The sequence below is a fragment of the Oceanicella actignis genome (assembly GCF_900111545.1).
Lineage (GTDB): Bacteria > Pseudomonadota > Alphaproteobacteria > Rhodobacterales > Rhodobacteraceae > Oceanicella > Oceanicella actignis.
The window spans coordinates 1-22738 of sequence record NZ_FOHL01000002.1 but is presented as its reverse complement, the minus strand read 5'-3'; the positions used below and the strand labels follow the sequence as shown (position 1 = coordinate 22738).

At 72.0% G+C, this 22738-nt stretch carries 17 protein-coding genes and 1 tRNA gene; 12 read left to right on the top strand and 6 right to left on the bottom strand.

What is annotated here, in order from left to right:
- Window positions 1-2: 2 nt before the first annotated feature.
- Window positions 3-878, bottom strand: coding sequence for a branched-chain amino acid ABC transporter permease (locus BMW67_RS02795; RefSeq protein WP_072746040.1), 876 nt, complete (start codon window positions 876-878; stop codon window positions 3-5).
- A gap of 483 nt (window positions 879-1361) precedes the next feature.
- Here BMW67_RS02795 and BMW67_RS02790 point away from each other — a divergent pair, with 483 nt between their 5' ends.
- From BMW67_RS02790 to leuC, 4 genes are all read left to right on the top strand, one after another.
- Window positions 1362-2513 (top strand): DUF2927 domain-containing protein, encoded by a 1152-nt coding sequence (locus BMW67_RS02790; protein ID WP_072746041.1) that lies wholly within the window; start codon window positions 1362-1364, stop codon window positions 2511-2513.
- Window positions 2510-3316 (top strand): DUF2927 domain-containing protein, encoded by an 807-nt coding sequence (locus BMW67_RS02785; protein WP_072746042.1) that lies wholly within the window; start codon window positions 2510-2512, stop codon window positions 3314-3316. Before BMW67_RS02790 ends, BMW67_RS02785 begins: the two co-directional genes overlap by 4 nt.
- A gap of 644 nt (window positions 3317-3960) precedes the next feature.
- Window positions 3961-4644 (top strand): CE1 family esterase, encoded by a 684-nt coding sequence (locus tag BMW67_RS02780; protein ID WP_245728439.1) that lies wholly within the window; start codon window positions 3961-3963, stop codon window positions 4642-4644.
- Window positions 4645-4890: 246 nt separating this feature from the next.
- A complete protein-coding gene (leuC, locus tag BMW67_RS02775; protein ID WP_072746043.1) occupies window positions 4891-6306 on the top strand; it encodes a 3-isopropylmalate dehydratase large subunit in 1416 nt (471 codons plus the stop codon).
- 488 nt (window positions 6307-6794) lie between these two features.
- Here the strand turns inward: leuC and hslU are convergent, their stop codons facing one another.
- Window positions 6795-8117, bottom strand: coding sequence for an ATP-dependent protease ATPase subunit HslU (gene hslU, locus BMW67_RS02770; RefSeq protein WP_072746044.1), 1323 nt, complete (start codon window positions 8115-8117; stop codon window positions 6795-6797).
- Window positions 8118-8164: 47 nt separating this feature from the next.
- Window positions 8165-8740, bottom strand: a complete 576-nt coding sequence (gene hslV / locus BMW67_RS02765; protein ID WP_072746045.1) for an ATP-dependent protease subunit HslV — start codon at window positions 8738-8740, stop codon at window positions 8165-8167.
- Between the two features lie 132 nt (window positions 8741-8872).
- Between hslV and hisB the strand changes: the two genes are divergently transcribed.
- The 6 genes from hisB (at window position 8873) to BMW67_RS02735 (ending at window position 12121) form a co-directional block, all read left to right on the top strand.
- Complete coding sequence (gene hisB / locus BMW67_RS02760) at window positions 8873-9460, top strand: imidazoleglycerol-phosphate dehydratase HisB (protein WP_072746046.1); 588 nt, start codon at window positions 8873-8875, stop codon at window positions 9458-9460.
- On the top strand, window positions 9460-10101 hold the full coding sequence (hisH, locus tag BMW67_RS02755; protein WP_072746047.1) for an imidazole glycerol phosphate synthase subunit HisH: 642 nt from the start codon (window positions 9460-9462) through the stop codon (window positions 10099-10101). Before hisB ends, hisH begins: the two co-directional genes overlap by 1 nt.
- A gap of 21 nt (window positions 10102-10122) precedes the next feature.
- Window positions 10123-10845: a 1-(5-phosphoribosyl)-5-[(5-phosphoribosylamino)methylideneamino]imidazole-4-carboxamide isomerase gene (gene hisA / locus BMW67_RS02750; protein WP_072746048.1), complete on the top strand. Its 723-nt coding sequence runs from the start codon at window positions 10123-10125 to the stop codon at window positions 10843-10845.
- A 29-nt stretch (window positions 10846-10874) separates the two neighbouring features.
- On the top strand, window positions 10875-11633 hold the full coding sequence (gene hisF, locus BMW67_RS02745; RefSeq protein WP_072746049.1) for an imidazole glycerol phosphate synthase subunit HisF: 759 nt from the start codon (window positions 10875-10877) through the stop codon (window positions 11631-11633).
- Window positions 11630-11989, top strand: coding sequence for a phosphoribosyl-ATP diphosphatase (locus BMW67_RS02740; protein WP_072746050.1), 360 nt, complete (start codon window positions 11630-11632; stop codon window positions 11987-11989). The genes hisF and BMW67_RS02740 overlap by 4 nt, the downstream gene beginning before the upstream one ends.
- Before the next feature lie 55 nt (window positions 11990-12044).
- A tRNA-Arg gene (locus BMW67_RS02735) sits at window positions 12045-12121 on the top strand.
- Between the two features lie 314 nt (window positions 12122-12435).
- On the opposite strand, the gene BMW67_RS02730 is transcribed toward BMW67_RS02735, so the two are convergent.
- The 3 genes from BMW67_RS02730 to BMW67_RS02720 form a co-directional block, all read right to left on the bottom strand.
- Window positions 12436-17256 carry a calcium-binding protein gene (locus BMW67_RS02730; RefSeq protein WP_072746051.1) on the bottom strand — a complete coding sequence of 1607 codons (4821 nt, stop codon included), beginning with the start codon at window positions 17254-17256 and terminating at the stop codon, window positions 12436-12438.
- Between the two features lie 496 nt (window positions 17257-17752).
- Window positions 17753-18445, bottom strand: a complete 693-nt coding sequence (locus tag BMW67_RS02725) for a copper resistance protein B (protein ID WP_072746052.1) — start codon at window positions 18443-18445, stop codon at window positions 17753-17755.
- Between the two features lie 4 nt (window positions 18446-18449).
- Window positions 18450-20177, bottom strand: a complete 1728-nt coding sequence (locus BMW67_RS02720; RefSeq protein WP_072746053.1) for a copper resistance system multicopper oxidase — start codon at window positions 20175-20177, stop codon at window positions 18450-18452.
- Window positions 20178-20423: 246 nt separating this feature from the next.
- Here BMW67_RS02720 and istA point away from each other — a divergent pair, with 246 nt between their 5' ends.
- On the top strand, window positions 20424-21932 hold the full coding sequence (gene istA, locus BMW67_RS02715) for an IS21 family transposase (protein WP_072746054.1): 1509 nt from the start codon (window positions 20424-20426) through the stop codon (window positions 21930-21932).
- Window positions 21929-22738 (top strand): IS21-like element helper ATPase IstB (gene istB / locus BMW67_RS02710; protein WP_072746055.1); only part of this gene is annotated, 810 nt, incomplete at its 3' end. The genes istA and istB, both read left to right, overlap by 4 nt.

Sequence of the window (22738 nt, the reverse complement as noted above, 5' to 3'; positions counted from 1 at the left end):
CGTCAGACCTTCTTCTGGGCGAACTGGGCGAACAGCCCGTTGGGCCGCAGCACCAGCACCAGCAGCATGATGGCGTAGGGCGCGATCTGGCTGTATCCGGCCGCGCCGTAGCGGGCGGCGAAGGTCTCGACCAGGCCGATCAGCAGCCCGCCCAGCAGCGCGCCCGGCAGCGAGCCGAAGCCCCCGATCACCGCCGCCGCGAAGGCCTTGATGCCCAGAAGCCCGGCGCTGGGATCGATCGAGCCCTTGGCCGCGAACAGCACCCCCGCCACCGTCGCCAGCATCCCCGACAGCGCCCAGATCATCGACGAGACGCGCTTGACCGGCACGCCCACGTAATAGGCCGCCAGCTGGTTCTGCGAGGCCGCCTGCATGGCGATGCCCAGCTTGGTGCGCGCGAAGAACAGGTAGAGCAGCAGCGTCAGCGCCGCCGTGGCGAGAATCACGAAGGCCTCGTCATAGCCGACCGAGACCGGGCCCAGCTCGAACTGGCGCCCCGCCATGGGGGTCTGCAGCGTCTGCGGCTCGTGCCCCCAGATCACGCCGGCCACGAAGCGCAGCACGAAGCCCAGCGCGATGGTCAGGATGACGACGGCGAATTGCGGCTGGCCGAACAGGCGACGGATGATCGCGACCTCGATCGCCCAGGAGATCGCGCCCATCAGAACCACGGCCAGCGCAAGGCCGAGCGCGAAGGGCAGCCCCCAGCGATCCTCGTTGACCGCCTGGAGGGCGATGAAGGCGCCCAGCATCATCATGTCGCCCTGGGCGAAGTTCACCGCCTCGGTGGCCTTGTAGATGAGCACGAATCCCAGGGCCACGAGCCCATAGACGCACCCATTGGCGATCCCGCCGACGAGCAGTTGCGAGAAGTCCACGCATTCCTCCCTGTCGCGCCGCGGGGTTCCGGCCCCGCGGTCGTTCGTGTTGCGAAACGATGTTCCGCGTTCATGTCAGACGATAGCGAAGTTGCGCCGCGCGTCCAGAGGGTTTCGCCGCCCCGTCGGCCAGTTTCTTGCGCGCGCCGCTTCCGCGGGCGGTGCAAAGGCGGCGACGCCGCCGCCTGAACCTGCTCCTCGGCGTCATGTTGGGCGGTTTCCGCCCGCCGGTCAAGCGATCGGCCCGATGCGCCCCCCGATGCGCCGCGCACGCCCCTCGCCCGCCGCCCTCGCCCGCCCCGCTCGCTCGGCCGCCATCTGCGCGCGCCCGTCCCCGGCCCCTCGCCCCGGTCCCTCGCCCCGGTCCCCACCCCCTCGCCCTGCACCGCGCCCCCGCGCGCTGGCGCCGCGGGCGCGGCGACGCTATGTTTCCTGAACGCCCGCCTCGGCTCAGCGCCCGGGCCGCAAAGCGAGTCGACGACGATGACGCACCCAGCCAGGCGGCGCCGCCCCGCCCTTTCGGCCCTTGCGCCCGCCCGCGCGCCGGCGCCCGGCCGCGCGGCGCAGCCCCGCCGCCCGGCAAGGCCCCGCCTTTCGTCGCGCGCGGCCAGGCTGTGCGCCGCGGCGGCGCTGGCGGCGCTGGCGGGCGGATGCGCGCAGAGCCTGGCCGACCGCTACGCCGCGCTCGAGCGCGCGCATGTGCGCCAGGGGCTGCTCAGGCTCGACCGCGACCCGGCCGACGCGCCCTTCGACGCCGAGGACCTGGCGCGCGATTTTGAGCGCATCGCCTTTCACAAGGAATTCGCCGACGGCCCGGGCCTGATCGCCGCGCCGACCCCGACGCAGCTCATCAAGTGGGACGGCGAGGTGACGTGGACGCTGACCGGCGACGGCGTGCGCGAGGACGACCGCCGCGCCTTTCGCGCGCTGACCGCGCGCCTCTCGGCGCTGACCGGGCTGCGATTTTCCGAACGCCCCGCGCCAGACACGCCCGCGCCAGACACGCCCGCGCCAGACACGCCCGCGCCAGACACGCCCGCGCCCGGCGCGTCCTCGCCCGATCAGCCGCCCGCCCGGGGCGGCCGCGCGCCCGATGAAGACGCGCAGGACGAGGGCGCGCGGGTCATGATCCTGATCGCGGGGCCCGAGCTGCGTCGCGCCGCGGGAATCCTGGCCGCCGGCATGCCCGGCAACATGGACGCCATCGCCGCCTGGGCGCGCGACGACAGCTATCCTTGCGTCGGCCAGGTCGGCTGGCGCGGCGAGGGCCCCGGGCGCGACCAGCGCGCCATCGTCGCCATCAAGGCCGAGACGGCGGGCCGTCTGCGCCTGAGCTGCATTCACGAGGAGCTGACCCAGATCCTGGGGCTGGTGAACGACGACCCCGAGGCGCGGCCCTCGATCTTCAACGACGATCAGGAATTCGCGGCCCTCACCCGGCATGACGAGCTGCTGCTGCGCATCCTCTACGACCCGCGGCTGCGCCACGGCATGACGGCCGAAGAGGGCATGCCCATCGTGCGCCGCATCATCGCCGAGCTTGCGGCCGCCGGCGAGGTCGCGCCCGCCCGCCATTCGGCCTCCCGCGACAGGGCCGCCCCGCGCCCGGGCGCGGGGCCGAGGGTGCGCGCATGACCGGCCGGACCGCGACGCTGGCGGCGGCGGTCGCCCTGGCGCTCGCGGGCTGCGCGGCGCAGAATGGGCAATACGCCCGGCGCGGCGCGCCCGAGGCTTCTCGCCAGGGGCCGGCGCTGTTCGCCGCCTTCGCGGCGGCGACCGGGACCGATGCCGCGGCGGCCGGAACCGAAGGCGCGCGCGTCGCCGACGCGCCCGCGCAGACGCTGCGCAAGTGGCAAGGGCCCGCCCGCGTCGCCTTCCATGGCGCGCCCGAGGCGCAGGATGTCGAAGCCGCGCGCGCGGCCATGGCGCGCCTGCGCCGGCTGACCCGGCTGGACCTGCGCTCGGCCGATGGCGAACAGGCCGAGATCCGCATCTTCGTCCTGCCGCCCGAGCTGCGCCGCGCCCTGGCCGCGCAGATGGCGGCCACGGGCGACGCGCGCGCCGCCGCCTCGTCCTTCGGCCGGTGGCTGAGCGGCGCGCCCGGCGCAGGCCCCTGCGCGACGCTGGCCGAAGAGGCCCCCGGCGCGCCCCGCGGCGCGCTGGGGCGCGCGGTGATCGGCGTCGCGGCCGAGGCCCCCGCCCGGACCCGCGCCGCCTGCCTCGAGGACGGGCTGAGCGCCGCGCTCGGGCTGGATTTCGCGCGCGTCTCGCCGCCTCCCGACCGGCCGACGCGCGCGGCGCTCCTGCGCCTTCTTTACCGCCCGGCCCTGCGCGCGGGCATGCCGCGCGCGCAGGCGCTGCGCCTGGTGCGGAGGATGACCGAGAACGTGCGCGACTTCGACCCGGCGCCGCGCGCGGGCGCCGCGCCGCACTCATGAGCGCGCGCGCCCGGGCCCTGGTCCTGACCAAGGCCGAGCAGACGGCGGCCGCGCGCCCGCGCCGAACCCTCCCCAAGACGCCGAAGCCCGTCGCCGCCCTCGGGCGCGCGGGGCCGCAAGGGGCGAAGCCTTCGCCGCGCGGGATCGCCGACGGGAAACGAACGGACGGGCCGCGCGCCGGCGCGCGCCGATCTTGCGCCGCGACGGACGGCCCGCCCGCGGGCGCGGACGCCGCCGCCGCGCCAGATCGGCGCGGGCGACGTCCACCCGGCCCGCCTGCGCCCGCCGCCCCTGGCTGCGCCGCGACCGTTCGGATGAGGATTCGGGCGAGGACCGGCCCGCTCTCGGGCGCGGCCGCCGCCCCGCCGCAAGGGGCCGGACGGGCGCCGCGCCCACTCTCGCGCCCCGGATGCGCAGGCGCGCCGCGCCGCCCCCTCGCCGCGCTTGCCCGACGGCTGCGCGCCGCGATCCTGCCCGCCGCGACGCTGGCGCTGGCGGCGGCCTCCCAGGCGCTCGCGCAGGCGGGCGCGGAATGCGGCCGGGCGGACGCGCCCTGCGTCGCGGCCGGCGGCGAGTATCTCATCGCCCTGCCCGCCGACCCAGCGCCCCGCCCCGCACGGGACCCGAGCGCGCCGCGCCCGGCCGTGATCTTCCTGCACGGCCATGGCGGGCGCGCGGCGGCGGTCATGCGCAACCGCCCGCTGGTCGAGGCGTTTCTGGCGCGCGGCCTCGCCTTCATCGCCCCGCAGGGGGCGCCGCGCTTTGCGGGCGATCGCGGCGGGGGGTGGAACGCGCACGGCGCGCCGCCGGCGCGGGACGACGCGGCCTTTCTGAGCGCGCTCGCCGACGACGCCGCCGCGCGATTCGGCCTCGACCGCCGGCGCATGCTTCTGGCCGGGTTCTCGAGCGGGGGCATGATGGTCTGGCGCATGGCCTGCGTCCGCCCCGGCGCCTTCGCCGCCCATGCGCCCGTGGCCGGCCTGCTCTGGCGCCCGTTGCCGGCGCGCTGCGCGGGACCGACGCGCCTGCTCCACGTCCATGGCTGGAGCGACCGCGTGGTTCCGCTCGAGGGACGGGCGGTGGCGGGCGGAAGCCTGGTTCAGGGCGACCTGTTCCGGGGGCTTGCGCTCTTGCGGGCAGCGTTCGGCTGCGCGCGCGACGCCCCCGACGCCTTCGGCCGCCGCGGCGCGCTGCTGATGCGCCGCTGGCGCGACTGCGCGGCCGGGGGCGAGCTGGCGCTGGCGCTTCACCCGGGCGGGCATCGCGTTCCGCGCGAATGGGCGGCGCTGGCGCTGGACTGGTTCGAGGGGCGCGCGATCGCGCCCTGAGCGGGCCCCCGCGCGGCGTTTGACGCTTGCGGCGCGGCGGGCGCGGACGTAGATAAGGCGCATGTTCTCGTTCCTGCGCATATCGGATCGCGTCCGGCTGCCCTGGCGGTTCCACGCCGCCGCGCTCAGCGCGCGCGCGCTCTGAGAGGCGGCGCGCCAGCCAGGGCGCGCGCGGCCGCGGCCGCAACAGCACGCATCGGCGCAAGACGACGCGCCGGAACGCCCCCCGCCACGGAGACTTCCGCGATGACATCCTCCTCCGCACCTCGCACGCTTTACGACAAGATCTGGGACGACCACGTGGTCGATCAGGCCGAGGACGGCACCTGCCTGCTCTACATCGACCGCCACCTGGTGCATGAGGTCACCAGCCCGCAGGCCTTCGAGGGCCTGCGCATGGCCGGACGCAAGGTGCGCCGGCCCGACGCCACCGTCGCCGTGCCCGATCACAACGTGCCCACCACGCCCGACCGCGCCAAGGGCATCGAGAACGAGGAAAGCCGCATCCAGGTCGAGACGCTGAAGCGCAACGCCGAGGAGAACGGCATCGAGTATTACGGCGTCGACGACATCCGCCAGGGAATCGTGCACATCATCGGCCCAGAGCAGGGCTGGACCCAGCCGGGCATGACCATCGTGTGCGGCGACAGCCACACCGCCACCCACGGCGCCTTCGGCGCGCTGGCCCACGGCATCGGCACCTCCGAGGTCGAGCACGTGCTGGCGACCCAGACGCTGATCCAGAAGAAGTCCAAGAACATGCTGGTCCGCGTCGAGGGCGAGACCGCCCCCGGCGTCACCGCCAAGGACATCACGCTGTCGATCATCGGCAGGACCGGCACGGCGGGCGGCACGGGCCACGTCATCGAATACGCCGGCTCGGCCATCCGCGCGCTGTCGATGGAAGGGCGCATGACCGTGTGCAACATGGCCATCGAGGGCGGCGCGCGCGCCGGCCTGATCGCCCCCGACGAGAAGACCTTCGAATACGTCAAGGGCCGCCCCCACGCCCCCAAGGGCGAGGACTGGGAGCGCGCGCTGGCCTACTGGCGCACCCTGCGCTCGGACGAGGGCGCGCATTACGACAAGATCGTCGAGATCGACGCCGCCGACATCGCGCCCGTGGTCACCTGGGGCACCAGCCCCGAGGACGTGCTGCCCATCGACGGCGTCGTGCCCCTTCCCGAGGAGTTCGAGGGCGGCAAGGTCGAGGCCGCGCGCCGCGCGCTCGAATACATGGGCCTGACGCCGGGCATGAAGCTGACCGACATCGAGATCGACACGGTCTTCATCGGCTCGTGCACCAACGGCCGCATCGAGGATCTGCGCGAGGTCGCGCGGATCATGGAGGGCCGCAAGGTCAAGGAGGGCGTGCGCGCCATCATCGTGCCCGGCTCGGGCCTCGTGCGCGCCCAGGCCGAGGAAGAGGGCATCGCCCAGAAGCTGATCGAGGCCGGGTTCGAGTGGCGCATGGCCGGCTGCTCGATGTGCCTTGGCATGAACCCCGACCAGCTCAAGCCGGGCGAGCGCTGCGCCTCGACCTCGAACCGCAACTTCGAGGGCCGCCAGGGCCGCGGCGGGCGCACCCATCTGATGTCCCCGGCCATGGCCGCCGCCGCGGCGGTGACCGGCCGGCTGACGGATGTGCGCGACCTGATCTGACGCGGGCCGCCCCGCGCCGCCGCCCCCGGGGCGCGGCGCGCTCGATCCGCGCGCAACGCCGCCGCCCCCCGGGCGGCGGCGTCTTGCATCTGGAGGGGGCTGGCGGGGTCTGACGACCGTCGGCGTCAAGCGTCCGGCGGCGTCTGCTCGCTGCCGACGTGCAGCCTCCCGCCGGGGCGGTTCGCGGGCCGCGCGTTCGTCCTGCGGCGGGCGACAGGCCGGCGGCGCGCTGCGTCCTGCGCCGGACGGGCGGCCGATGGCTGCCATGCCTCCGCCGCCCCCGCCGGCCGTCGCCGCGCCGGTCCGACCGCCCCGAGGCCGGGCCCGGGCGTTTTCACGCGGCGGCGCCGCATTCGTCGGCGGCGACGTTCGGCCCCCGCGTTCCTGGCCCTTGCCGGCGCCGCGGCGCCCCTCTTGGCCGCCCCCGGCGCCGTCATTCCGGCGCGCGCGTCAGGCCCGGGCGGCTCCGGCCCGGATCGCGGCGCGGGTCACAGGACGAAGCGGCTCACATCCGACGAATCGGCCAGGTCGGCCAGGCGCGCCTCGACATAGGCGCGGTCGATCGTCACCTGCTGGCCGGGCCGGTCCGGGGCGGTGAAGCTCAGCTCCTCGAACACCCGCTCCATGACCGTGTGCAGGCGGCGCGCGCCGATGTTCTCGACGGTGCGGTTGACCTTGGCCGCGATCTCGGCCAGGGCGCGCACCCCGTCGGGCGCGAAGGTCACCTCGACGCCCTCGGTCGCCATCAGCGCCGCGTATTGGCGCGTGAGCGCGTTGTCCGTCTCGGTCAGGATGCGCACGAAATCCTCCTCGGTCAGCGCGCGCAGCTCGACGCGGATGGGCAGGCGGCCCTGAAGCTCGGGCAAGAGATCCGAGGGTTTGGACAGGTGAAACGCCCCCGAGGCGATGAACAGGATGTGGTCGGTGCGCACGACGCCGTGGCGGGTGGTCACCGCCGCGCCCTCGATCAGGGGCAGAAGATCGCGCTGCACGCCCTCGCGGCTGACGTCGGCGCCGCGGACGCCCTCGCGCGCGCAGATCTTGTCGATCTCGTCGATGAAGACGATGCCGTCCTGCTCGGCGGCCTCGAGCGCCTCGCGCGCAAGGCTTTCCTGGTCGAGCAGCTTCTCGGCTTCTTCCAGCGTCAGCGCCTCGAGCCCCTCGGCCACCGTCATGCGCCGCCGCTCGCGCCGGCCGCCGCCCAGCGCCTTGCCGAACAGCTCGCCCAGATTGACCATGCCCCCCGGCGCGCCGCCCGGCCCGCCCGCAAGGCCGGGCAGGTCCAGCGCGGCGAAGGGGTTGGCCTGGTCGGTCAGCTCCAGCTCGACCTCGTGCGCGTCGAGCTCGCCCGCATGCAGGCGCCGGCGGAAGGCCTCGCGCGTGGCCTCGCGCGCGCCGGCGCCGCAAAGGGCGTCGAGGATGCGCTCCTCGGCGGCCTGGCGGGCGCGGGGGCGGGCCTCTTCGCGGCGGCGCGCGCGCGTCTCGGCCAAGGCCACCTCGACCAGATCGCGGATGATCTGCTCGACGTCGCGGCCGACATAGCCGACCTCGGTGAACTTGGTCGCCTCGACCTTGACGAAGGGCGCGCGCGCCAGGCGCGCCAGGCGGCGGCTGATCTCGGTCTTGCCGACGCCGGTGGGGCCGATCATGAGGATGTTCTTGGGCGTGACCTCCGAGCGCAGCGGCTCGGGCAGGCGCCGCCGGCGCCAGCGCGCGCGCAGCGCCACCGCCACGGCGCGCTTGGCCTCGGACTGGCCGACGATGTAGCGGTCCAGCTCGGACACGATCTCTCGCGGGGTCAGGTCGGTCATCGGATCTCCGTTCGCCTGCGCTCGGCGCCCGCGCGGGGCGCGGCGCGTCAGTCGGCCGCCGGGCGCGCGCGCTCGAGCGTCAGGGCGCCGTTGGTGTAGATGCAGATCTCGGCCGCGATCGCCATGGCCTTGCTCGCGATCGCCTCGGCGTCGAGCGTCGTGTCCATCAGCGCCCGCGCCGCGGCCAGGGCATATGCGCCGCCCGAGCCGATCGCCGCCACGTCGTGCTCGGGTTCGAGCACGTCGCCCGCGCCCGTGACCACGAACAGGTCGGCGCCGTCGGTGACGATCAGCATCGCCTCGAGATTGCGCAGGCGCTTCTCGGTGCGCCACTCCTTGGCCAGCGCCACGCAGGCGCGCGCCAGCTGGCCGGGGCGCGATTCGAGCTTGCTTTCGAGCAGCTCGAGCAGGGTGAAGGCGTCGGCCGTCGAGCCGGCGAATCCGGCCACCACCTGGTCGGCCCCCGGCGCGCTGAGCCGGCGCACCTTGCGCGCCGAGCCCTTGATCACCGTGTCGCCGAAGGTCACCTGGCCGTCGCCGGCGACGACCACCTCGCCGCCCTTGCGCACGGCGAGGATGGTGGTGCCATGCCAGCGGGCGGCGTCGGTCGGGGACTGGGTCATCGTCATCCTCCTGCGGGTCGGCCCCTGATATAGGCCCTCGGGCGCGCCCGCGCCAGCCGCCGCGCGCCCGCGCGCACTGGCGCGCCGCCGCGCCCGGCGCTATAACCCCCCCGTCCGAAACGGAGACCGCCCATGCGCAAAGCCTCGATCGCCCGCAAGACGGCCGAGACCGACATCCGGGTCGAGATCGACCTGGACGGCGCCGGCGCCTATGACAACCGCACCGGCGTCGGCTTTTTCGATCACATGCTGGACCAGCTGGCGCGCCACTCGCTGATCGACATCACGGTGCGCGCCGAAGGCGACCTGCACATCGACGACCACCACACCGTCGAGGATGTGGGCATCGCGCTGGGCCAGGCGCTGCGGCAGGCGCTGGGCGACAAGCGCGGCATCCGCCGCTACGGCGCGTGCCTTCTGCCCATGGACGACGCGCTGGTGCGCGCGGCCCTGGACCTGAGCGGGCGGCCCTTTCTGGTGTGGAAGGTGGATTTCAGCGCGCCGAAGATCGGCAGCTTCGACGTCGAGCTGGTGCGCGAATTCTTCACCGCCTTCGCCATGAACGGCGGCGTGACGCTGCATGTCGAGAAGCTGGACGGCCTCAACGCCCATCACGTCGCCGAGGCCGCCTTCAAGGCCGTGGCGCGCGCCCTGCGCGAGGCGGTCGAGCCCGACCCGCGCAAGGGCGACGCGGTGCCCTCGACCAAGGGCGCGCTGTGATGACGACGGTCATCATCGATTACGGCTCGGGCAACCTGCGCTCGGCCGAGCGGGCCTTCGCGCGCATGGCGGGCGAGCTGGACGCCGGCGCGGTGACGGTCACATCGGACCCCGAGGCCGTGCGCCGCGCCGACCGCATCGTGCTGCCCGGCGTCGGCGCCTTCGCCGACTGCAAGGCCGGGCTCGAGGCCCTGCCCGGCATGCGCGAGGCCATCGAGGAGCGCGCGCTGCGCGGCGGCGTTCCCTTCCTGGGCATCTGCGTGGGCATGCAGCTTCTGGCCACGCGCGGGCTCGAGCACGGCCCGACCGACGGGTTCGACTGGATCCCGGGCGAGGTGACGCGCCTCGAGCCGGGCGATCCGGCGCTCAAGGTGCCGCACATGGGCTGGAACGAGCTCATCCTCGACGCGCCCGGGCATCCGCTGCTGCGCGGAATCGCGACGGGCGACCACGCCTATTTCGTGCACTCGTATCACCTCGTCCCGCGCGAGGGCGCGCATCTGCTGGCCCATGCCGTGCACGGGCGCCCGCTGGCGGCCGCGGTTGGGCGCGACAACATCGCCGGCACGCAGTTCCATCCCGAGAAAAGCCAGCGCACCGGCCTGCGGCTGATCGCCAACTTCCTGCTCTGGCGGCCCTGACCGCCCCTTCGGAGACGCCCGATGATCCTCTACCCCGCCATCGACCTCAAGGACGGCCAGTGCGTGCGCCTTCTGCGCGGCGAGATGGACAAGGCCACCGTCTTCAGCGACGACCCCGCCGCCCAGGCCGCCGCCTTCGAGGCCGCCGGCTGCCGCTGGCTGCACCTCGTGGACCTGAACGGCGCCTTCGCCGGCGCGCCGGTCAACGCGGCGGCGGTCGAGGCGATCCTGTCGCGGGTCTCGATCCCGGCCCAGCTGGGCGGGGGCATCCGCGACATGGCCGCCATCGAGCGCTGGATCGATAAGGGGCTGGCGCGGGTCATCCTGGGCACCGTCGCGGTGCGCGATCCGGCGCTGGTGCGCGAGGCGGCGCGGGCCTTCCCGGGCCGGATCGCCGTGGGCATCGACGCGCGCGGCGGCATGGTGGCCGTCGAGGGCTGGGCGCAGACCACCGACGTCAGCGCGCTGGACCTGGCGCGGCGCTTCGAGGATGCGGGGGTGGCCGCGATCATCTATACCGACATCGAGCGCGACGGCGCCATGCAGGGGCCCAACGTGGCCGCGACGGCGGCGCTGGCGCGGGCGGTGTCGATCCCGGTCATCGCCTCGGGGGGCGTGTCCTCGATGGAGGATCTGCGCGCGCTCAAGGAATGCGGCGCGCCGCTTGACGGCGCGATCTCGGGGCGGGCGATCTATGACGGGCGCATCGACCCGGCCGAGGCCACCGCCTATCTGGCCGCCTGACGCCGCGCCGCCGCACGCAAGGAGCAAGGATGCTGAAGATCAGGGTCATCCCCTGCCTCGACGTCAAGGACGGGCGCGTGGTCAAGGGGGTCAACTTCGTCGATCTGGTCGATGCGGGCGACCCCGTCGAGGCCGCCCGCGCCTATGACGAGGCGGGCGCCGACGAGCTGTGCTTTCTGGACATCTCGGCCAGCCACGAGAATCGCGGCACGCTGCTCGACGTGGCGCGCCGCACGGCCGAGCAGTGCTTCATGCCGCTGACCGTGGGCGGCGGCGTGCGCACCCCCGAGGACGTGCGCCAGCTGCTGCTGGCGGGGGCCGACAAGGTCAGCTTCAACACCGCCGCCGTGCGCGACCCCGAGGTGATCTCGCGCGCCGCCAACCGCTTCGGCGCGCAGTGCATCGTCGTGGCCATCGACGCCAAGACCGTCGCCCCCGGGCGGTGGGAGATCTTCACCCATGGCGGCCGCACGCCGACCGGCATCGACGCGGTCGAATTCGCGCGCGAGATGGAGGCGCGCGGCGCCGGCGAGATCCTGCTGACCTCGATGGACCGCGACGGCACGCGCGCGGGCTACAATCTCGAACTCACGCGGGCCGTCGCCGACGCGGTGTCGATCCCGGTCATCGCCTCGGGCGGGGTCGGCGCGCTGGATCACCTGGTCGAGGGCGTGACCAGGGGCCACGCCTCGGCGGTGCTGGCCGCGTCTATCTTCCATTTCGGCCACCACACCATCGCCGAGGCCAAGGCGCACATGCGCGCGGCCGGCATCCCGGTGCGGCCATGAGCGCCCCCGCCAGCCCCCCCGAAGGCGGCGCGGGCGCGCCCGGCGTGCTGCGCCGGCTCGAGGCCGCCATCGCCGCGCGCAAGGGCGCCGATCCGGCCGTCTCGCACACCGCCGCGCTGCTGGCCCGCGGGCCGGGCAAATGCGCCGAGAAATTCGGCGAAGAGGCCGTCGAGGCCATCGTCGCCGCCGCCGCGGGCGACCGCGCGAACCTGGTCTATGAAAGCGCCGACGTGCTTTATCACATGCTGGTGATGCTGGCCGCGCGCGACGTCGCGCTGGACGAGGTGCTGGCCGAGCTGGCCCGCCGCGAGGGGGTGTCTGGCGTGGCCGAGAAGGCGGCGCGCAAGCCGCGCTGAGCCGCCGCTTCGCGCTTGCATCGGGGCGGGCAAGCCTCTAGAAATCCGGCCAGCGGGTCCCGTAGCTCAGCTGGATAGAGCGCTGCCCTCCGAAGGCAGAGGCCACAGGTTCGAATCCTGTCGGGACCGCCACTTCCCAGCCCGCGACCGCCAGCCCTCGGCCTCGGACCATGGAGCCCCGGCGCGGCGCCTCCAACGCCCCTCATCGCCATGCCCTGCGCGCGAGCCGGCGCGCCGGGCAAGGCGCGGCGCCGCCGCTTCGGCCGCAATCGCGCCCGCCGAATGCCCCGCCGCAGCCACGCCGCAAGCCCCGCCGCAAGCATGGTTCAGACGGCGCGAAAGGCCGGGCATGGGGCCAGGCGCCGTTCCCCCGCCCCCGGCGCCGTCGCGCCGCCCGAGGCCCTGGGCGCGGATCGCCGCCATGGCGCCCGCCCGGGGACGGCGCGTCAGAACAGGAAGTCGGACGCGTCCAGCTGGCCCAGCTTGACCCCCTGCAGAAGGATCGAGTCGCCTTCGCCCGTCGCGATCAGCACCCCGTCGGCGGTCTGGCGCGCGGCGCTCAGCACCTCGGCGGGAGTCCCGAGCGCCGAGACGCCCGACAGGTCCAGCTTCTCGGCCCCGCTGCGCGCGGCGAAGTCCGTGATCACGTCGCGCCCATGCCCGTCGGCGAAGATGAAGACATCGCCGCCGCCGCCCCCGGACATGACGTCGTCGCCGACGCCGCCCTCGAGCCGGTCGGCCCCGACGCCGCCGAACAGAAGGTCGCGCCCCTCGGCGCCGAACAGCAGATCGTCGCCCGCGCCGCCGCGCAGCTCGTCCGCGCCGCGCCCGCCGTAAAGCGCATCGTGCCCGTCGCCGCCGCGCAAGAGGTCGTTGCCGTCGCCGCCGAACAGGCGATCGCGGCCCTGGGCGCCGTCCAGCCTGTCGCCGCCAAGCTGACCGAACAGGCGGTCGTCGCCCTCGCGCCCGTTCAGCGCGTCGTCGCCGCCGCCGCCGAAGGCGCGGTCGGCCCCCCTCCCCCCGAACAGCTGGTCGGCGCCCTTGCCGCCGAACAGCGCGTCGCGCCCCTGCCCGCCTTCGATGCGGTCCGCGCCGGCGCCGCCGCGCGCCTCGTCGTCGCCCGCGCCGCCGCTCAGCCGGTCGTCGCCGCCGCCGCCCTCGAGCCCGTCGTCGCCGCCGCGCCCGTCCAGAAGGTCGTCGCCGGCGCCGCCGCCGAGCTGGTCGGGCGCATCGGTGCCGCGCAGCTCGTCCGCGCCCGCGCCGCCGGCGAAGGCGACGCCGGCGCCGTCCTCGCCGAACAGGTCGCGGCCGTCCATCAGGTCGTCGCCCTCGGTGCCCTGGACCGAGCGCTGCCCCGAGCGGGTTTCGGCAAGGATGAAGTCCTCGCGGCCCAGCTCCTCGGGCAGCATGCCGACCACCAGGCCCGCCACCTGACCGCGCACCAGAACCTGGGTGCTCTCGGGCACCCATCGCAATTCGTTCCACCGCTCGAAGCTGACATCCGCCCACGCCGCAGCGAAGGCGGCGAGCGAAATCTTGTCCTCGCCCGGGGTGAAGTCCCTTATCCGGTCCTCGCCGCCATCGGGCGTCAGCGCGAAAACATCCGCGCCGCCGCCTCCGGTCAGTTCATCCACATGGCCGAGGCTCTCGACGGTGACGAAGCCCAGCAGAGGGCCATACCCGTCGCTGGTCAGGGCAATCGTGCGGCCTTGATCGTCCACAAATTCGGACACCTCGGCGAAGGCCAGCTTGTCCTCGCCCGTGCCCGTGAATTCGAACTGGTAGATGGTCCCGGTCTCCTCGGCGGCGCTGCTCAGATATTGCAGCCCGCTCTTGGCACCGGGCTTGACGCCGGGCGCCGTCGGCCTGACCAGGGATCCGTCCGGCATGACGCGCGCAAGGGTCGGATTGTTCAGCACGCTGGCGTCATTGAGGTTGACCTCCAGGCTCTCGCCCGGATCGTAATGCGGGTAGGGGGTCGAGCGCCTGTCCGACATCGCGAAAGTGACGCGATAGAGACCGCCGACCTGCGTCTCGAGCGTCCGATAGATCTGGTCCATCGGCGAGGCATAGCCGTCGATATCGACGATGCCGCCGCGCCGCCCGGTCCCCGGAACGGCCGGCGGGCTGATGGTTCCGCCGACGGGGCTGTCGGAAGGATCGGCGTCGTCGGCCACGGCCTCCCACACCTCGATGGGCCCTGCCGGGTTGAACCAGTCGTTCCAGCCGCCGTGGAAGAATTTCAGCCGCGTGATGCTTGGATCGCCGAAATCGTCCGTGAAGATCACGCCGCTCTCGTCGCCGCCCGAAAGAAAGTCGTCGCCGTCGCCTCCGATCAGAATGTCCGACCCCGCGCCGCCGTCCAGCGCGTCGTCGCCCGCGCCGCCTTCAAGCCGGTCGTTCCCTCCCCGCCCGGTCAGGGTGTTGGCGTTCGCGTCGCCCAGAAGGATGTCGTCGCGCTCGGTCCCGAACACGTTCTCGAAGTTGAGAACGGGCATGACATGGGTGAAGGGGTCGGCGTCGCCCGGCTGCATGAATTGCGACGAGGCGCTGCCCTCGGTCAGGTTCACGACCCAGCCCGAGACGTTCTCGAAGAAGCCGCCTGTCTCGCCCATCACGTCGGGCTCGTGCCAGGCGTCAAGGCGGAAGGCCTGGCCGGGCTTGAGCTCGAGCGTGTCGGAGCCCGCCCCGCCGTCGACGCGGGTCCGTTCGACATACCCCATGGCCACGATGTCGTCGCCCGAGCCGGCGTCGATGTCGCCGTCGATCTGCTCGGTCACGTCGACGTAGTCGGCGCCGCCAAGCCCCCGGATCACGTCGCCGCCCTCATCGCCGAACAGGTAGTTCGCGCCGTTGTCGCCGATCAGCACGTCGTCGACCCGCGTGCCCACCACGCCCTCGATGCCGATCAGCCGGTCGGCCAGCGTCTCGGCGCCGGCGCCGCTGAATTGCAGCTTTTTCGCCGTGCCAAGGCTCAGATCCACCTCGACGCCCTGCACGCCCTGTCCTGTGTGCGTCTCCTGATAGCGGATGTTGTCGAGGTTGTAGTTGACCAGGTCGAACCCGTCGCCGCCGTCGAAGACGCTGCCCGCCTTGGCGGCGAAGAACACGTCCGCGCCGGCGCCGCCCATGAAGATCGAGCCGTTCTTGACGTAGCGGAACACCATGTCGCCGTCGACCAGCTCGTATCGCTCGTAGATGATGCGATCGCGCGTGGCGCCTTGGCCGAATCCGTAGGCGTAGAAGACGTCGCCGTAATTGGTGCCCTCGAAGCGGTCGACATTGGTCACCGTCCAGTCGCCGGAGCGCGTATTCGGCGCGTCCTTGGCCGAGTGGCGCGCCTGCGAGTTCTCGTTGTCGTCGGGGTCGGCGCGCACTTCGACGCGCACGCCCTCATAGCCGCCGAGGCGGAAGGACATGAGCGGCAGGTTGTCCGGGCTGTCGCCCCAGGGCGGGGGCTGATGCGCGAAGGAGTCGCCCTCGCCGGCGTAAAGGAACCGGTCCGCGCCCCCGCCCGTCTGCACGCTTTGCGCGCCGTCGGCGCCCAGATAGACGTCGGCCCATCGCGTGCCGCGCACGATCTCGACGTCGCGCATGGCGCCGGTCGCGCCCGCGCCGTAGTCGATCGCGGAGGTGGCGAAATCGACCGTCGCGCCGGCGGCGGCGTCGATGACCACCGTGTCCACGCCCGCGCCGCCGTAGATCTGATCGGCGCCCTCGCCGACCACGATCAGGTCGTCTCCGTCGCCCGCATAGACCAGGTCGTCGCCGCCCTCGCCCTTGAGCGTGTCGTTCCCCGCCCCGCCGAACAGGCGGTCGTCGCCGCCGCGCCCCTCGAGCAGGTTCGCCCGCCCGTCGCCGAACAGCCAGTCCTCGCCCGCGCTTCCCACGGCGTCGGCCGAGCCGCCGTCCACATAGACGAACTGCCGGACCGCCTGCCATGGCACGTCGCCCAGCCCGGGATTGGCGAAGTTGAACAGCTCGACGTCATGGGCCCGGTCCACGCCCTCGGACATGATCGCCGCGTCCCGCGCCGCCACCTCGACCAGCAGCGGCTGGCCCAGATCCCGATCCCCCAGCAGCTTGAGGCGGTAATCCTCAATCCGGTGCAGCAGCAGCAGCCGGTCGGTCCCGCCGCGGCCGTCGATGTCGTCGTCGCCGCCGAAGCCGGCGAAGTCGTCGTCCAGGGGCGTGCCCGTCAGCGTGTCGTCGCCGTCGGTCCCGGCGACGACGAGGCTGCCGTCGGGGTTCTCCATGATCAGCGCGCCCAGATCCCGAATGGCGGGAAAGGCGACGTCGTCGGGGAACAGATCGGCGCGCAGCCCGTCGTAGAAGTCGCGCACGTCGTCGGCGAATCCCGGCGCCTCGAGCTCGACCTTCATGCGCTCCAGATTGCGCTTCATCTCGTTCATCAGGTCGGCGGCGGGGTTGAGCTGGGCGAACAGCTCGTCGATCAGATCGTCCAGCCCCGTCGCCTCCATGACCGCGTCCACCACCGGCCGGACGACGCGGTCGATCACGTCGCTGGCGGCCTCGAACGCCCAGTCCACCGGCTTGAGCGCGCGGTCGATCTCGTCCAGCGCGGGGGCGATGGGATCGAGCGCGGCGTCGATGTCGTCGAAGATCCGGTTCACGCCCGAGAAGAACGCGTAGATCTCCCGGTAGACGCTGAAATCCAGCGCGGCCAGCTCTTCGCGCAGCGGCTCGGAGGCGGCCAGCGCGTCGTCCGAGTCGGCGTTCGCCTGGTCGAGGAACTCATACCATCCCTGATCGCTTTCCCCCAGGCGCTGGTCGTCCTGCAGCAGCCCCTCGACGACCATGCGCGTCAGCAGATCCGACTTGTCCTGCATGATCTTGCGCACGCCGGAGGTCGAGACGTTGACCGTTCCGATGGTCAGCGCGATCCCGCCGATGACCGAGTTCACCGTGCTGAGCGGCGTTTCGAGCTGATCCAGAAGGCCGACGCTGCGGTCCAGCGGGTCGCCCAGCCGCTTGACCGTGAACAGCACCCCGCTTCCCAGCGGCCCCACCACGGGCAGCTTGGACAGGACGAAGGCGACCTTCTCGATCGTGTCCATCCGCCGCAGCGTGCCCGTCATGCGCGCATGGGCCAGCTCGAGCGAGCCCGACGCCGCCCCGACCGCGCCGACGATGTTGCCGATGATGTTGAGGTCCGAGATCAGCTTGTCGGCGTTGCCGACCGCGTGGTCGAGCTCGGAGCGCAATTCGTGGATCTGGTTGTGCGGCGCGCCCTGCTGGTGCGGCATCCTTCCCTCCGCCTTCGAAATCGATTTGCGCCGATCGAAGGCGACCGAAAGGGGCCGGCATCCGCAACGCAACAATGCCCCACATCTGACCAGTCATGGTCACTTTGTGTCAACCAGAAACCATTTATTCATCATCGAACATGGAATCGTTTCAAAGGCGCGAACTGGCGCGTGCGGCTCTTTCATTGCAATCGCGACCGCGCTGTTCATGTTGCGCATCCGGTCGAACGGATCGGCGCATCCGTTTGATCTTGAACGGAACGCCGGACCTGGCGAGGCATCTGCGTCACCGCCGCGCGACCACCGCCCCGCATCCGGGCGCAGGCGGCGCAAGCGACGGCGCAAACGACGGGGCGGATGACGGGGCGGATGACGGCGGCGCGCATGTTGCCGGACGGCCGCGGCGGCGAATCGCCGCGCGACGGCCGCCGCCGCCCGCACGGCCCGGAAGCCCGCGCGCGAACGCCCCGGCGGCCAGCGCCGCCGGGGCGCGGGATCAGAACATCAGGCGGGCGCCGATCACGAAGAACAGCGCGTCGCGCGCCTCGCCATCCTCGGCGCGCAGATCGGCCGTCCTGCCGAAGACGCGCTCGTAATGCAGCCCGACATGGGGCGAGAACAGGCGATCCACGAGGTCGTAGCGCAGCCGCGCCCCGATCTCGAGCCTCGGCCCCCAGGCGCCGAAGCCGACGGACTCGTCATCGGCCAGCGGCAGCTCGAGCTCGAGGGCCGGCTCAAGCGTGAGACGGTTGGTCAGCAACCCCTCATACTCGGCCTCGAAACGCGCGAACGGCCGATCCGAGGCGAACAGCTCGGCGTTCACCTCGAACCACTGGGGCGCGAGGCCTTGCACCCCGAGCACCCCATACGCCCTGTCGGGCCCCCTGGGGGTCGAGATCATGACCCCCGCGGCCGCGTCGAAAAAGGCCGAGATCGGAACCTGGAGCCGGGCCTGATTCCTCAGCCGCTCGAAGGCGTCGGCCTTCAGATCGTATTCGGCCTCGGACCGCCAGACGAATTCGAGCTCGTCCGAGCCCACGCTTGCGTCCAGGCTCCAGGCCAGCAGATCCGACCCATCTTTGACGCGGCGTTCAAGCCGATCGAAGCGCACGCCCCAGACGAGGGGCTCGGCGAAGGCCGGCGCAGCCGAAAGGGCGAGGGCGAGGGCCGCCATGGCATGACGCATCATCGGTTCAACCTCCATGCACGGCGTCGAGGAACGCGGCCCTGGCCGTCGGGCCGCCTTCGACGACGACCTTTCGGAACATCCCCGCGGCCATGTGATAGGAAAGATGGCAGTGGAACGCCCATTCGCCGGGCGCGTCCACTTCGGTCTCCATGTAGACGGTGGTTCCGGGCGCCACGCTGACGGTGTGCTTGACCGGATTGAGCTCGCCCGAGCCGTTGTCCAGGATCGACCACATGCCGTGCAGATGCATCGGATGGGTCATCATCGTCTCGTTGACGAACTTGAAGCGCACGCGCTCGCCATGGCGAAGGCGGATCGGGTCGGCGTCTTCGTATTTCACGCCGTTGATGGACCAGATGTAGCGTTCCATGTTGCCCGTCAGGCGCAGCTCGATCTCGCGCGTCGGCTTGCGGTGGGGGTAAAGCGGCCTGAGCGCCTTGAGGTCGGCGTATGACAGGAACTTTCCGCCATTCGCCGCCCTGGGCGCCAGACCGCTGCCGGGGGCGTAGAACGGATCGCCTTGCGCGCCGCCCTTGCCATGCCCGGCCGCGCCGTGATCCATGCCCTTCATGGTCATGGCCTCGCCATGATCCATGCCAGGCATGCGCGCGCCCTCCGGCATCGCGTGCGATCCGGCCATGGCGGCATGGTCCATCCCGGCCATCGCGCCGTGGCTCATGCCCATGTCGGCCATGGTCAGCAGCGGCGGATCGCGCAGCGGCGGGATCGGCTCGGCCATCCCCTCGCGCGGCGCCAGCGTGGCCCGGGCCACCGCCGTGCGCCCCATGGATTCGGCCAGGATGGAATAGGCCTTCGCCTCTGTCGGACGCACGATCACGTCGTAGGTTTCGGCGACCGCGATGCGCAGCTCATCCACCGTCACGGGCCGAACGTCGTTGCCGTCGGCCTGCACGACGGTCATCTTGAGGCCGGGAATGCGCACGTCGAAATAGGTCATCGCCGACGAGTTGATCAGCCGCAGCCGCACCCGCTCGCCCGGGACGAACAGGCCGGTCCAGTTGGCCTCGGGGCTCTTGCCGTTGACCATCGGGACATAGCCCTGCACGTCCTCGATGTCGGTGGGCATCATCCGCATCGCGCCCCACATCGCCCGCTCGGCCAGGGTCGCGCCAACGCCCCGTTCCGCGGCGTCGGAAAGAAAGTCGAGCAACGTCCGCTGCTTGCGGTTGTAATAGTCCGGCATCATCTTGAGGTTGCGGAACACGCGCCCCCCGGAGTGCGGGTGCTTGTCGGTCAGCTGCACCACATAGTCGCGGTCATAGCGGTAGGGTTCGCGCGCCCTGGGCTCGATGACGATGGCGCCGAACGCGCCGTCGGGCTCCTGAAAGCCCGAATGGCTGTGGAACCAGTAGGTTCCCGCCTGCCTGATCGGAAAGCGGTAGACGAAGGTCTCGCCCGGCGCGATGCCGGGAAAGCTGATGCCCGGCACGCCGTCCTGATCGAAGGGCAGGATCAGGCCGTGCCAGTGAATCGATGTGCTCTCGGACAGGTTGTTCGTGACCCTGATGACCGCCTCCTCGCCCTCCTTGAGGCGAAGCACGGTCGGGATCTGGCTGCCGTTGTAGCCGATGCCGTTCTTGACGAACTTGCCGGCGTCGATCGCGATGCGATCGACGGTGATGTCATAGGTTCCGGCCGCGGCCGCCCCCGCAAGGGTCGCGGCAAGGCCGAGTCCGAGCGCGCCGGCCCGGAGCGTGCCTGCAAGAAGCATGCGCTTGTTTCCTTGTTTTTGCCCGAATGGGCGCGGCGTCCCGTCGCGGGGCGCCGTCGCCCTGGTGATGAGCGACAACCAAGTTGGCCGCGAACGTCAACCAAGATGGCCGGTGGCCCCAGGCGGAGGGAGGGCGTAGCCCGACCGTAGACTGGGGCCACCGGCTTCGCTCTCTTCTTGGGGGTGGGTGCTGGCCGCTGCGGGCCGGTAGGGTCGAGATCTCTGAAGCCAAACGGAGATACGACCGTGCCGGGCAAACCCGTCACCGACCAGCAAGTGAGATTATACATGACCGACCGTCTCCAGCACAGCCAGCGTGTCGCTGCCGCCCGCGCGGGGTTCAGCGAACGCACCGCCCGCAGGATCGAGGCTGATCCGCGCCTTCCCTCCCAACACAAGGCCGCCCGGAGCCGCACTGTGCCCGACCCGCTCGCGGCGGTTTGGGAGCCGGTGCTGCTGCCGATCCTCAAGCGCGACCCCGCCGTTCAGGCCGTCACCTTGATGCGGCGCCTCCAGTTGACGCATCCCGAAGCCTTCCCGGACGACCGCGTCCGCCGGACGCTTGAGCGCCGGGTGCGCGACTGGCGGGCCTTGCACGGGCCAGAGCGCGACGTGATCTTCCGTCAGACACCCGAGCCGGGGCGCATGGCGCTGTCCGATTTCACCGACGCCAGCGCCTTGGGCGTGACGATCGGCGGGCAGCCTCTCGAACACCGCCTGTATCATTTTGTCCTGGCCTGCAGCAGCTGGGAACATGTCGCCGTGGTTCTGGGCGGCGAGAGCTTCACCGCGCTGGCCGAGAACCTGCAGAATGCCCTCTGGACGCTCGGCGGGGCGCCGCATGAACATCGCACCGACAGCCTCTCGGCGGCATACCGCAACCTCGACGCCGCAGCCGCGGAGGACGTCACCAGGCGGTATGAGGCCTTCTGTGCCCATTACGGCATGCTCGCGAGCCGCAACAATCGTGGCGAGGCGCATGAGAACGGGTCGGTCGAGGCGCACAACAACCACCTCAAGGTGGCGCTCGACCAGGCCCTGATCCTGCGGAGCTCACGGGACTTCGCCGATCTCGCATCCTGGCGGCGCTTCGTGGATGAGCTCGTTGCCCGCCGGAACCGGCGGCGAGAGGCTGCCCTGCGCATCGAGATGGCGGCGCTCAAGCCGTTGCCTGCCCGCCGCACGACCGACTTCACCGAGGTGATTGCGCGCGTGACGAAGACCGGGGGCTTCCTGGTTCACCAGGTCTTCTACTCCGCGCCCTCGCAACTGATCGGCCAGCGGCTGCGGGTCCATGTCTATGATGACCGGATCGAGGCCTTCCTTGGCGCCACACATGTCGTCACCCACCCGCGGCGCCGCGGTCGTGAGGACGGCCTGCGTGTCCATTGCGTCAACTATCGACATGTCATCCACGCCCTGCGCCGGAAGCCCCAGGCTCTGGCAGGCTCGGTCTATCGCGACGGCCTGTTCCCGCGCTCGGAATACGCCGAGGCCTGGACCGCGCTCTCCGCCGCCTTGCCCCGCCGCGACGCCTGCCGACGGATGGTCGACCTGCTCTGCCTCGCCCATGACGAAGGCTGCGAGGCCGAACTGGCCCTCGTGATCGCCGACAGCCTCCGTCAGGGCGAGCTGCCCGAGGCACACAGATTGAAGGAACGGCTGGAGCCGCCGAAGCGGGCTCTCCCGGAGGACACGCCCGTCGCGCTGACAGAGCTGGCCAGCTTCGACGCGCTGCTGGAGGGCCGCGCATGACCGCCCCCGCCGCACCTCGCCCCGTCGATGTCCACGCGCTGCCCACCATGCTCACCGCGCTGCGTCTGCCGAGCTTCCAGCGCCATTGGCAGGCACTCGCGGAACGCGCCGATACCGAGGGGTGGCCGGCCTCCCGCTTCCTCGCGGCCCTGGCCGAACTGGAGCTGGCCGAGCGGGATGCCAGGCGCATCCATCGTCACCTCCAGCAGTCCCAGTTGCCCGGAGGCAAAACCCTTGGCGCCCTCGACTTCAAGGCCCTGCCCGGGGTGACCAAGGCCCGGATCGAGGCTCTGACCGCAGGGGATTGGATCGAGACCGGCGCAAACCTCATCGCCATCGGCAACTCGGGCGCGGGCAAAACCCACGTCCTGTGCGCCATCGGGCATGCCCTTGTCGAAGCCGGCAGGCGCGTCCTCTGCACCAGCACGACCGACATGGTGCAAAAGCTCCAGGCCGCCCGCCGCGACCTCGCCCTCGAGGCCGCCCTTGCCAAGCTCGACAAGTTCGATCTCATCATCCTCGATGACATCACCCATGCCCAAAAAGATCAGGCCGAGAGCTCGGTCCTCTTCGAGCTGATCGCACGGCGCTACGAGACCAGAAGCCTCGCCATCGCGGCCAACCAACCCTTCAGCGCCTGGGACAAGATCTTCCCCGACCAGGCTGTCACCGTCGCCGCAATCGACCGCCTCGTTCACCACGCCACCATCCTCGAGATGAACGGCGACAGCTACCGAAGGCGGGCCGCGGCCGGACGACAAGCCGCCAAGCTTGACGCAGGAGCGACAACCTCCAGCGACAACCTC

Excerpts from the sequence above, each read along its gene's own strand:
- hisF (WP_072746049.1), top strand. The coding sequence starts at position 10,875 with ATGCTGAAGATCAGGGTCATCCCCTGCCTCGACGTCAAGGACGGGCGC.
- hisA (WP_072746048.1), top strand. The coding sequence starts at position 10,123 with ATGATCCTCTACCCCGCCATCGACCTCAAGGACGGCCAGTGCGTGCGC.
- BMW67_RS02785 (WP_072746042.1), top strand. The coding sequence starts at position 2,510 with ATGACCGGCCGGACCGCGACGCTGGCGGCGGCGGTCGCCCTGGCGCTC.
- hslU (WP_072746044.1), bottom strand. The coding sequence starts at position 8,117 with ATGACCGACCTGACCCCGCGAGAGATCGTGTCCGAGCTGGACCGCTAC.
- hslV (WP_072746045.1), bottom strand. The coding sequence starts at position 8,740 with ATGACCCAGTCCCCGACCGACGCCGCCCGCTGGCATGGCACCACCATC.
- hisH (WP_072746047.1), top strand. The coding sequence starts at position 9,460 with ATGACGACGGTCATCATCGATTACGGCTCGGGCAACCTGCGCTCGGCC.
- BMW67_RS02730 (WP_072746051.1), bottom strand. The coding sequence starts at position 17,256 with ATGCCGCACCAGCAGGGCGCGCCGCACAACCAGATCCACGAATTGCGC.
- BMW67_RS02740 (WP_072746050.1), top strand. The coding sequence starts at position 11,630 with ATGAGCGCCCCCGCCAGCCCCCCCGAAGGCGGCGCGGGCGCGCCCGGC.
- BMW67_RS02790 (WP_072746041.1), top strand. The coding sequence starts at position 1,362 with ATGACGCACCCAGCCAGGCGGCGCCGCCCCGCCCTTTCGGCCCTTGCG.
- hisB (WP_072746046.1), top strand. The coding sequence starts at position 8,873 with ATGCGCAAAGCCTCGATCGCCCGCAAGACGGCCGAGACCGACATCCGG.
- BMW67_RS02720 (WP_072746053.1), bottom strand. The coding sequence starts at position 20,177 with ATGCTTCTTGCAGGCACGCTCCGGGCCGGCGCGCTCGGACTCGGCCTT.
- BMW67_RS02725 (WP_072746052.1), bottom strand. The coding sequence starts at position 18,445 with ATGATGCGTCATGCCATGGCGGCCCTCGCCCTCGCCCTTTCGGCTGCG.
- leuC (WP_072746043.1), top strand. The coding sequence starts at position 4,891 with ATGACATCCTCCTCCGCACCTCGCACGCTTTACGACAAGATCTGGGAC.